Below are 287 nucleotides of genomic sequence, written 5' to 3' on the forward strand. Positions count from 1 at the left end.
TTGGTCCAGGCGCATTCCAGCGTGCCGCCCTGCACGCCATCGGTGGCAGCCGGAGTGCAGGTGCCGCCGCCGGTGACCGTGGGCGTGCCGATGAAGATGGCGTCTGCAGGCAGCACGTCCTTGAGCGTGACATTGGCGGCCGACGAGGGGCCGTAGTTGGGCACCGTGACCGTATAGGTCAGCGGCTCGCCCGCAGCGGCCACCTTGGGCGAGACCTGCTGTTGCGCCGCGATTTCCGCGCTGGCATCCACAAGTATGCTTGCGGACGCCGACTCGTTGCCCGCATC

Annotated in this window: 1 protein-coding gene; it reads right to left on the reverse strand. The window is 68.3% G+C overall.

Features of this window, described 5'->3' with window-relative positions:
• A partial coding sequence (locus ACFIKI_RS08505) for a hypothetical protein (RefSeq protein ID WP_375666778.1) occupies positions 1 to 287 on the reverse strand: 287 nt, incomplete at both ends.

The organism is Bartonella sp. TT121SHDZB (assembly GCF_042193415.1).
GTDB lineage: Bacteria > Pseudomonadota > Alphaproteobacteria > Rhizobiales > Rhizobiaceae > Bartonella.